The organism is Stenotrophomonas sp. PS02297, from assembly GCF_029959705.1.
Classification (GTDB): Bacteria; Pseudomonadota; Gammaproteobacteria; order Xanthomonadales; family Xanthomonadaceae; genus Stenotrophomonas; species Stenotrophomonas nitritireducens.
In genome coordinates this window covers 1-255 of record NZ_JASCOS010000260.1, presented here as the reverse complement: position 1 = coordinate 255, position 255 = coordinate 1, and the positions used below count along the sequence as shown (strand labels likewise).

The window sequence follows — 255 nt, the reverse complement described above, 5'->3', positions numbered from 1 at the left end:
GCCGTTGCTGTTTACCGCGCCCCCAAGATCAGCGCTGGTGCCGCCGTTGCCCGGCCGCAATCGCCCAGCGCGCGGCAAGGTTCGGCGCCGTGATGCACACCGCCTCCTCGCTCACCGTCGTCACCGCGCGCTCCAGCAGCTGGATGTCCGCCTCGTGCTGACGCGCTACGTGGGGGTCCTCGTGCCAGCAGGAGAGCGCTGCGACGGTGCACGCCGCCCCCTGAGGGCAGGGAATGACCCGGGCCTGCAGCCAGC

Annotated in this window: 1 pseudogene; it reads right to left on the bottom strand. The window is 72.2% G+C overall.

From position 1 onward, the window contains the following. Nucleotides 1-28: 28 nt before the first annotated feature. Nucleotides 29-255 (bottom strand): annotated as a pseudogene (locus QMX80_RS19285) (methylglyoxal synthase); the annotation flags it as partial.